This is a genomic window from Hymenobacter defluvii, assembly GCF_017589435.1.
Taxonomy (GTDB): Bacteria; Bacteroidota; Bacteroidia; order Cytophagales; family Hymenobacteraceae; genus Hymenobacter; species Hymenobacter profundi.
Genome location: NZ_JAGETX010000039.1, coordinates 1 through 8285, shown reverse-complemented (window position 1 = coordinate 8285; position 8285 = coordinate 1). Strand labels below are relative to the sequence as shown.

Sequence of the window (8285 nt, the reverse complement as noted above, 5' to 3'; positions counted from 1 at the left end):
CTAAACCTATTTCTAAACCCACTAAACCTATTTCTAAACCCACTAAACCTATTTCTAAACCCACTAAACCTATTTCTTCGGTTTTTCTAAATCTATGCAAATACATTATAATCAGTTAGTTATGTGGTAAATTGTTGAGTCCTCAAATAGACAAAGCTTTTAAAATACACCAATTGGTGTTCGCGCGAGGAAAAAAAGCTTTTAGGGACTGTTCGAGGGGTGCAACGGCGCGAGCAAAACAAAAACAGCAAAAGTCCTAGAAGCCAGTAACTTGCGAGTATTAAATATAAACTATATAACTAGTAATCAATAGTTTATATTCACTCTTATCGCGCTTATGTACTTTTTTGGGCGCGGGAAGACGGGGCAATCTCAACCGCAGCCTGTACCCGTCGTAAAGGAAGGCCGCAGGTTTCCGGGGCTCTTCCCAGGCCAGTGACGGATGGCATGAGAAAAATAGTGTGTGTGCTCGGCCTGAGCTTGTGGGCTACGGCCGGTTGGGGGCAAACCTTACCGCTTCTGCGCGACTATAACACGTTGGGGTGGGTAACCTATACCGGTGACCATCAGGTGAGTGAAAAGTGGTTTGTGCACACTGGGTACCAGTTACGGCGGGTGCAGCTGCTGGCTACGCAGCAACAGCACCTAGCCCGGTTGGGCGTCGGACACCACCTCACAAAGCGAGTGACTGTAAGCGGGGGCTACACTTACCTGCAGACCCACGAGTATGGGCGCTACCCCACCGTGATGGGCCGGCCCCAGCCCGAACACTGGCTCTATGAGGATGTGACCTTAACCGATGAGCTGGGTCGCCTGCAACTCGCCCACCGGCTCCGCGTAGAGCAGCGCTGGATAGGCCAGCGGGCTGCCGATGGCGCCGGCCCCGTGCAGGAGTGGACATATCAGCACAGCATCCGCTACCAGCTCAGCGGCCGCTTTCCGCTGCAAGGCCCCACCCTCGACGCGGACGAGTGGTACCTGACGGCCTCCGACGAGATCTTTATCAGCTTCGGGCGTAGCGTTGGTATCAACCTCTTCAACCAGAACCGCCTATTGGGCGGCTTGGGCTATCAGTTCACCGATAACGCGAAAGTGGAGCTGTACTACTTCAACCAGGTAAGCCCGCACGCCATCCCCGACCCGGCTTCTGGCCGGCCGGTGTTGGAACTCAACAACGGGTTTCGGCTGAATATCCTGTATAATCTTGATTTCACGGGGGGGGCGTAGCAACTCTGAATACACCGCATTGCCCAAACTCTGTATCTTCGCCGTGTCCTTGGGGCTCTGCTTTGCGTAGAAGCACAAACGGCGACCAGAGCCGAAGCCCTGACCGCCGTTATCCTACGGATGCCCGAGCCAGTGACTAATCACGGCGCGGACTGCTCCCCCTACCGCTGCTTTAAGCAGTTCGAAGGAGATGCGAAACCAACTAGCCTTGCTGGTTGGTTTCGCCTTTGCACGTTTCCCCATAACTTCTCGGGTTGTTGGGTGCGCAAATCCACCCACTTCCTGAAGCCCTGGCTGTGTCACCAGCCGGGGCTTCGTCTTTTCAGACGATGCGTTGGCGGGGTGACAACCGTGCAAGTGGGGCGAAGATAGCATGTGCAACCCTAGCACTCGTCTTCTGCTACCCACTTGCTTGTGTGCCCCTAATCTCGTACCTTGAAGCTCGTTCAACAGGTCGCGCGGGTGATAAGCAAGAAGTGTTTTTGCATTGCAAAAACCCCGGTCGGCCTCCGGCCTCCCTCTTCTTGCCCCTGCGGGGAGCCCTCGCCTAACTTGCTTTTTACTGCTATGTCTTCGTCCGATTCCAGTTCTGATCCGCCTAAAAAGAAGCGTGCTCCTGGTCGTCCCCAGGCCCTGTTCACCTACGACGAGACGATTCAGATCCGACTCAATAGTGTGCAGTTACTGGAGCTTGATCAGAAGGCAATAGAAACAGGACGTAGTCGATCCGATATTATTCGGGCCGCACTGGCTGGCGTACAGGTGTTGCGCTCCCAGCCGACGCCGGAGGAGCGAGAACAGTACCGGCAGTTGGTGAAATTGGCGACGAACTTAAATCAGCTCATCGTGCAAGCCCGAGTAGGGCAGGACGTACAGGACCAAGCCCGCACGACCCTTGCTCAAGTGCAACAGTTGCTGAACGCTCTTTCCCCCACGGCCCCATGATTGGCAAAGTGAAAATTGGCAAGAACTTCAGCGGCATCTGCTGCTACGTGTTCCAAGAGGACAAGCAAGCGCAGGTGCTCGACGCGGAGGGGGTACGCACCGACAGCGCTGCCCACATGGCCCAGGACTTCCAGTACCAGCAGGCGCAGCGCCCCGGCTTAGGCAACGCTGTGCTACACGTCGCGCTGGCCCTGCCGGCTGAGGATGCAGTCGGCCGCAGCCCCGCGCAGTTGAGCGAGCTGCTACGCGAGGCCGGGCGGGCCTACGTGCAGGCGATGAAGCTAGAAAATACGCAATGGGCGCTGGTACAGCACTTTGATAAGGCCCACCCCCACGCGCACCTGGTGGTAAACCGGGTAGACAATGACGGGCAGACGATCGCCGACAACTTCATTGGCCAGGAGAGCCGGCGCGTGTGCCAGCGGTTAGAGCAGCAGTTGGGCTTGACGGTGGCCGAGCAGCGGGGCCGCGAGCAGGCCCGCGAGGTCGGCCCTACCCACCGGCAGGCAGTGGCCGCAACCCCTAAAGCGGAGCGCGCCGCGGATTGGCAGCGGGCGCGGCATGAGGTAGCCAATGCGTTGAGTCAGACCGCACCCTACTCGGCCAGCTTCGAGCAGCTGCAAACGCGCCTAACGCCCTACGGTATTGCCGTAAAGCCCAGCGTGCACCAGAAAAAGAGCGGGCCAGCGGTGTACGGGGTGGTGTTCGAGAAGGACGGGCACCAGATGAAGGGCAGCGAGGTCGGCAAGGCGTTCAGTGCCGGCAACCTGCAAAAGACCTTTGCCCAGCACCAGGCGCAGGCCCCAGCGCTGGCCCAGGTGGTGAGCCAGGCTACGCAGAGCTATGCGGCCGAAGCCCTGAACCGCCTCTTTACCCAACAGGCGCAGGAAGCGGCCCGCCAAGCCCAGGAACTGGCCCGACAGCAAACGCACGCTACCCGAAAGCAGCAACCCCCTCGTCGCGAGCGTGACGGCGGCCTAGAGCTATAATTCTCCCTTTCTTTCCCCCTTTGTGATGCAAGCAATCCAACCCAGTGACCTGTTTGTGACCGTGGCCCAGATGCGCGACGGGATCGATACCCTCATCAAACGTGGTAAGCCCGCCACGGCCGCCGAATTGCACCAGCTACTGGAGCAGGTCAAGGCGCAAGGCGAGCAGCTGCTGAGCCAAGCCCAGCAGGGGTACCGCATTACCCTCAACGGGGAGGCGGCGGCCAAGCTAATCGTGCCGCATATGCCTACCAACACGGAAACAGCGCGCATCATGGCCGAGGCCACGGCCACGATGCAAGCGACACTCGCGAAGGGGGTAAAGGAAACGGCCGCGCAGGTGCAGCAACTGCAAGCGATTCGGGCCAGCATCCCGCAACGAGTCCCGATTGAGGCGCCGTTTTTTGGCTTCGTCAACTGGCACTCGGCGCTGATCTCGTTGGGAGTGGTGCTGTTGTTTATCACCTTAGCGGCGTGGCAAGGCAGTAAACAAGCAGCGGCGGAGGCAAAAGCAGAACGGTACGCCCGCAGCTACTTAGCCCTATTCGAAGAGAATAAAGCCCGTAAACAGGCGGAAGATCAAGTATGGAAGGACTACCCTAAAGTGGCCGCGAAATATCTACCAGCACAGTAGTGGATACAAACTAGCTCAGGATTGTCATACTAATGAGGTGCTTACTTCGGGTTCCGGTTCTTGCTGCTGAGCAGCAAGAACCTCCTTCGCGTGTTTACGAATGGCAAAACCGACAAAGAGAGCAAAGCCCACAAACAGGCTTATGAGCACGAGTAAAGCGATTGGCATAGATTTCTTGACGTAAGACGGACTGTTTTGTTTAACGTCGGCGCTAAATAAAAGGCGCAGTTGCCCACATTCGGGCCTCGGTAATACTGATAAAAAACTGGCTGGTTAGCTGGGTCTGGGGAATCACGGTTGCCACGAGGGTATTAATTTCCATGCGGTTCATGGCGTCGAGGGACTCCACGGCGGCGAACCGTTGTCCCCCTAACGCGCTAAGTCCCTTGAATACCAACTCGCCACTCCACTGTAAGTCCGCCTGGCGCAGGGCGCGCAAGAGCCGATTATCGGCAATCAGCGCCTGTGCTTGGTGCTGCCGGGTCAGCCGCATGAGTTCGAGCATCGAGGCCCGAAAATCGGCGCTCGGTACAAAATCCAACCACTGCAACTCCATTGTCTGGTGAGTCGTGCGGTGCAAGTGAATGTGCAGGTAAGGCGAGCTGAAAAGGGTTTCCATTGGCAGCAGACAGGACAACGAAGTTGGGTAGGTAGGCTATTCCCACAAAGCTAGTAGGAGCAAACCGTCTTCTGCTGTAACGACTAAAATAGCAATCCACACTGGTACATATCCGGCAGGTGAATGAGCAGCTGACGCGCCAGGGAATATTCTATCGCAATCAAGTGGACACCTATCGCAAGAACTATTCGAAGTCCTCTAGCGCAGGGCGTGACGTACAGAAAGATAGGTAAGTGACTGCGCGCCAAAATTTATATCTTGCTGCCAAGCTCAACCTTATTAATGGTAGCAATATGAGTGCTAGTAACTTAGAGAAGTCGCAGAGAGCCATTGTTGTGGCTCAAGCACTGCGAAACGTACGCGCCCGTGGGATAGAACCGCGCACGGAAGTACTCGCATTATACGCACAGTACGTGTGTGGTACATTAGGCTGGAAGCAGGTACAGGACTTGATGGCGCAACGTATAGAAGCGTTGTGCGCTTCCCTGTGCGCTCTTAAAAAAATACAGCTAGCAGCTAGCGAGAAAGAGAGCGTAGAAACTGGGTAATTCCGAGGTCAGTCCGAGAACCAGTATTATGTTAAGGGACGAATCCCAGAAACAAAGGGAAAAGAACTTCTTCCCCACTGCCCCTAAAATTCTGTTTGCCTAAGCCCGAAAAATAGTCTCTAAGCAATCGTCCAACGACCAGAACGGATACAGTAACCGCGCCGCCGCGCCTTTTACGAGCAAGTGCAAGCCCTGCTTCAACAGGGAGACGTGGTCAGCGCATAGGGAGGGATTTGTTTTGTTGACCAGCCGCTTTACTTTGCGCAGATGGTTGATTTAGCTGCTTTCTTAGTCGCGCAGGCGGAAGCTAGTACCCACGTTCAGTTCGTGTACAATGTCACGAATGGGCAGGTCGAATATGTGTGTAGGGCCTATGACCACGTGTTTGGGGGCCAGGCCAGCGAGGCCACGGCCGAGCTGCCGGGTCTGTTGGCCCGTATCCACCCTGACGACCACGAGTATTTAGCCAACTACTGGCGCCTATGGGTAACGAATCGCATCACGGAGGACGTCGAAGTCCGGTTGGTAGGCCCTGACCAGGCTATCCAATGGTTTTGTCTGACTCCCTTTTGGCAGCAACAGGCCGACGGGACCGTGCTGGTCGGCGGGATGCTGCGGGACATTAGCGTGGGGAAGCGCCACGCGGAGAACGCCGACCGCTTCAACGTGCGCAAAAATGCCACCCTGGAAATTCTCTCGCACGACACGAGCGGAGCGTTTGCCATGGTGCAGCAAATTGTGGACTACCTGCGGGAAGAACTGCCCACCGTACCGGGGAGCCGCGCCCATGAGCTGCTGCACGTGCTGGCCCGGACCAGTGAGCAGAGCGTACGCATGATTCGAGACTTCATCAACGTGGAATTTCTGGCCTCGACCAACACGGACCTGAAGCGCGATCGGGTGGACATTGGGGAGGTGTTAGGTGCCCCCCTGGACGACTTTCGGCGGAACAAAGCGCTGCTAGGCCAGCACTTCACGTGTTCGCTGCCGGCTACTCCGGTCTACGTGGAACTGGATGTCAACAAGTTTACCCAGGTGATAACCAACCTCATCAGCAACGCCCTCAAATTCACGCCGGACGGTGGCCGCGTAATGGTGCGGATAGAGTCGCTGCCGACCTCCGTACGCATTGAGGTGGAAGACGAAGGCATCGGTATTCCGCTCGCCCTGCAAGCGCATTTGTTCGAGCCCTTTACCAAAGCGCGCCGCCCCGGGCTGCGAGGCGAACCCACCACGGGGCTCGGGCTGACCCTGTGCAAGACCGTGGTGGAATGGCATCAGGGAACGCTCACCGTGGTCAGCACCGAAGGCCAGGGCTCCACCTTTACCATTGAATTGCCCCGCGCAGGCTTATTTGCAAGCGTTCATTAAGCTCCCCTTTGCCTGAATATTGGGCTTATAATGAGCAGGCTACTCACTTGCCTTAGCTACTTCAGGCTAGCTTGGTAGCCGCGTCAATGGCCTGACGTACTTGAGGCCAGTTCAACTCTCCCGCTACGTACTGGGCGTATAGCTGGCGCGCATACGCAGTAGCCTTGGTTTTCAGTGTGGGAATGACATCCTGCATTTGCTCCAGGACCCATGCACGTTGCGCAGGCGTTTGGGCCATCGGGCCAAATTTGCAGTCGTAAGCCATCGCGAATAAACGAAGTGGGAGAGTACTGGAATACTATTTCACAAATCTCTGGTGGGACGCACGCGCAGCAAAGAGGTAGATACTGGTTTTTTACAGCTACTAACACGGAATTATTTTGCGGTTTTTACCAGGTGCTTCCTGCTACGCATCCAACTAATTGCCCCAGCAGGCCCAGGGCCAACTTACTGGCAAGCTGCGGCTACGCTAGCGGCGGAAGGGGGCCAGGATACCGCCCCGCGCATACCAGTAGTCCCAGGCGGTCGGGCTTAAGTGACGCGCCATGTAGCGGTGCAGGGAATAGCCATGTCGTTCGAGCACGTGTCGAGCGTACGACCTAGGGGTATACTGCTCAGATACTGCCCCCTCCAGCGGGCCTAGTAGGGCATACAATTCCTGGTCCTGCTGCCAGGTCCTGAGGTCTGTCGGCGTCGCGTCAAACAGCTCGATTTGCTGATAGTAAGCCAACTCGGCGTTAGTGGCTTGTTCTAAAAGAGTGAGCGTATCATCCATACCGCAAGTGCTTTAGCTTAGGTTAAGCTATAGATGCAGACCATTTGCTAAACGTTATGAGCAGCCAAGCCTACAACGTTCTACGAAGCAGCCGTGGTCTTAGGTGCCACTAAGCCTAGACGCACGAGTAGCAAGCCCCCAGGATTGCGGGAAGCTTTAACCTTACCCGTTTTTAGGTCATGGTTATAGCGATTCACCTCCGCAACGTGGCCGGCGCTGGTCAGGATGGCTTGCCGGTGCTTGGCATCGGTGATGCGCAACTCGTCGAGGATGCGGGCAGCATTGTCATACTGCGTCTGCTGAACGCCGGGCAGGGTCTGAGCAGTGGGCACCAAGTCGAAAGGTATCGAGGTAGCCAGGGCTTGCGATTTGACCGTGAACACGATGTTTTTGAAGCTCCGGCCCACTTTTTCCAGCTTGTAGCTAATGTGCAGTTCTGTGTGCTCGTTGATTTGCTTCACAGCCACGTCTAACACATTGGTGCGTAAGTCAATGAGTTGCTTCATTTTCTCGTTGCCCTTATCATCGATTAAGCCGAGCGTTTTTTTGAATTCTTGGAGGTCATATTTCTTAGTCTCCCCCATATTCTTCCACTGACTACAAAACTGATAGATGCGCTTAGCATACTTGCTGCTAAGGCGAAGTGCAGCGGCTAATTCGTAGGAGGTGAAGTTTTTTTTGAGGTCAAATAAGTAAGGTGTAATATGCTTGGTGAGGTCAAATTCGATGATTCCTTGGCCGAGGTGGTATTTGACGCGCTGGAACATCCAGATTTGCTCATAGCTCTTTTCTGTCAGTACCTCGAACACCCTTGACCCCATATCGGCCGTGGCTTTGTGCAGGTAAGCAGCATTATATTTCTTACCTGTTAGTTTAGATAACTCCATTATATTCAATGCATAACTATCCCTATTCTCTGGGTTAAGCTTGGAAATAATGAAGAATAGGAGGTCTTGTTGTAGCTCAGTGTAATCGTAGCGGGCATTAGTGAGCGCATTGTGTTGCCGAATCTCTAATTCTTTATCCATTCTTAAGGGCCATCTAGTTGAACTGAACGCAATTATACAACAAAAAATAGGAATAATAAATAACCTACTTTTTAAACCTATTTCTAAACCCACTAAACCTATTTCTAAACCCACTAAACCTATTTCTAAACCCACTAAACCTATTTCTA

9 protein-coding genes are annotated in these 8285 nt (G+C 54.9%); 5 read left to right on the top strand and 4 right to left on the bottom strand.

Features of this window, described 5'->3' with window-relative positions:
- Positions 1-447 precede the first annotated feature (447 nt).
- The 4 genes from J4D97_RS22375 to J4D97_RS22360 all read left to right on the top strand — a co-directional run bounded on the left by J4D97_RS22375 (position 448) and on the right by J4D97_RS22360 (position 3795).
- Positions 448-1227 carry a DUF2490 domain-containing protein gene (locus tag J4D97_RS22375; RefSeq protein WP_208309536.1) on the top strand — a complete coding sequence of 260 codons (780 nt, stop codon included), beginning with the start codon at positions 448-450 and terminating at the stop codon, positions 1225-1227.
- Between the two features lie 567 nt (positions 1228-1794).
- Positions 1795-2172 (top strand): ribbon-helix-helix domain-containing protein, encoded by a 378-nt coding sequence (locus J4D97_RS22370; RefSeq protein WP_208309535.1) that lies wholly within the window; start codon positions 1795-1797, stop codon positions 2170-2172.
- Positions 2169-3161 (top strand): relaxase/mobilization nuclease domain-containing protein, encoded by a 993-nt coding sequence (locus tag J4D97_RS22365; RefSeq protein WP_208309534.1) that lies wholly within the window; start codon positions 2169-2171, stop codon positions 3159-3161. Before J4D97_RS22370 ends, J4D97_RS22365 begins: the two co-directional genes overlap by 4 nt.
- Before the next feature lie 22 nt (positions 3162-3183).
- Positions 3184-3795, top strand: coding sequence for a hypothetical protein (locus J4D97_RS22360; protein WP_208309533.1), 612 nt, complete (start codon positions 3184-3186; stop codon positions 3793-3795).
- Positions 3796-4006: 211 nt separating this feature from the next.
- On the opposite strand, the gene J4D97_RS22355 is transcribed toward J4D97_RS22360, so the two are convergent.
- On the bottom strand, positions 4007-4414 hold the full coding sequence (locus tag J4D97_RS22355) for a hypothetical protein (protein ID WP_208309532.1): 408 nt from the start codon (positions 4412-4414) through the stop codon (positions 4007-4009).
- An 815-nt stretch (positions 4415-5229) separates the two neighbouring features.
- On the opposite strand from J4D97_RS22355, the gene J4D97_RS22350 reads away from it, so the two are divergent.
- Complete coding sequence (locus tag J4D97_RS22350; RefSeq protein ID WP_208309531.1) at positions 5230-6333, top strand: PAS domain-containing sensor histidine kinase; 1104 nt, start codon at positions 5230-5232, stop codon at positions 6331-6333.
- A 61-nt stretch (positions 6334-6394) separates the two neighbouring features.
- Here the strand turns inward: J4D97_RS22350 and J4D97_RS22345 are convergent, their stop codons facing one another.
- From J4D97_RS22345 to J4D97_RS22335, 3 genes are all read right to left on the bottom strand, one after another.
- Positions 6395-6598, bottom strand: a complete 204-nt coding sequence (locus J4D97_RS22345) for a hypothetical protein (RefSeq protein WP_208309530.1) — start codon at positions 6596-6598, stop codon at positions 6395-6397.
- Between the two features lie 204 nt (positions 6599-6802).
- Entirely contained in the window at positions 6803-7108 is a 306-nt protein-coding gene (locus J4D97_RS22340) for a hypothetical protein (protein WP_208309529.1), read from the bottom strand.
- An 80-nt stretch (positions 7109-7188) separates the two neighbouring features.
- Positions 7189-8285, bottom strand: a 1097-nt coding sequence (locus J4D97_RS22335) for a replication initiation protein (protein WP_347879385.1), incomplete at its 5' end; no start/stop codon positions are given.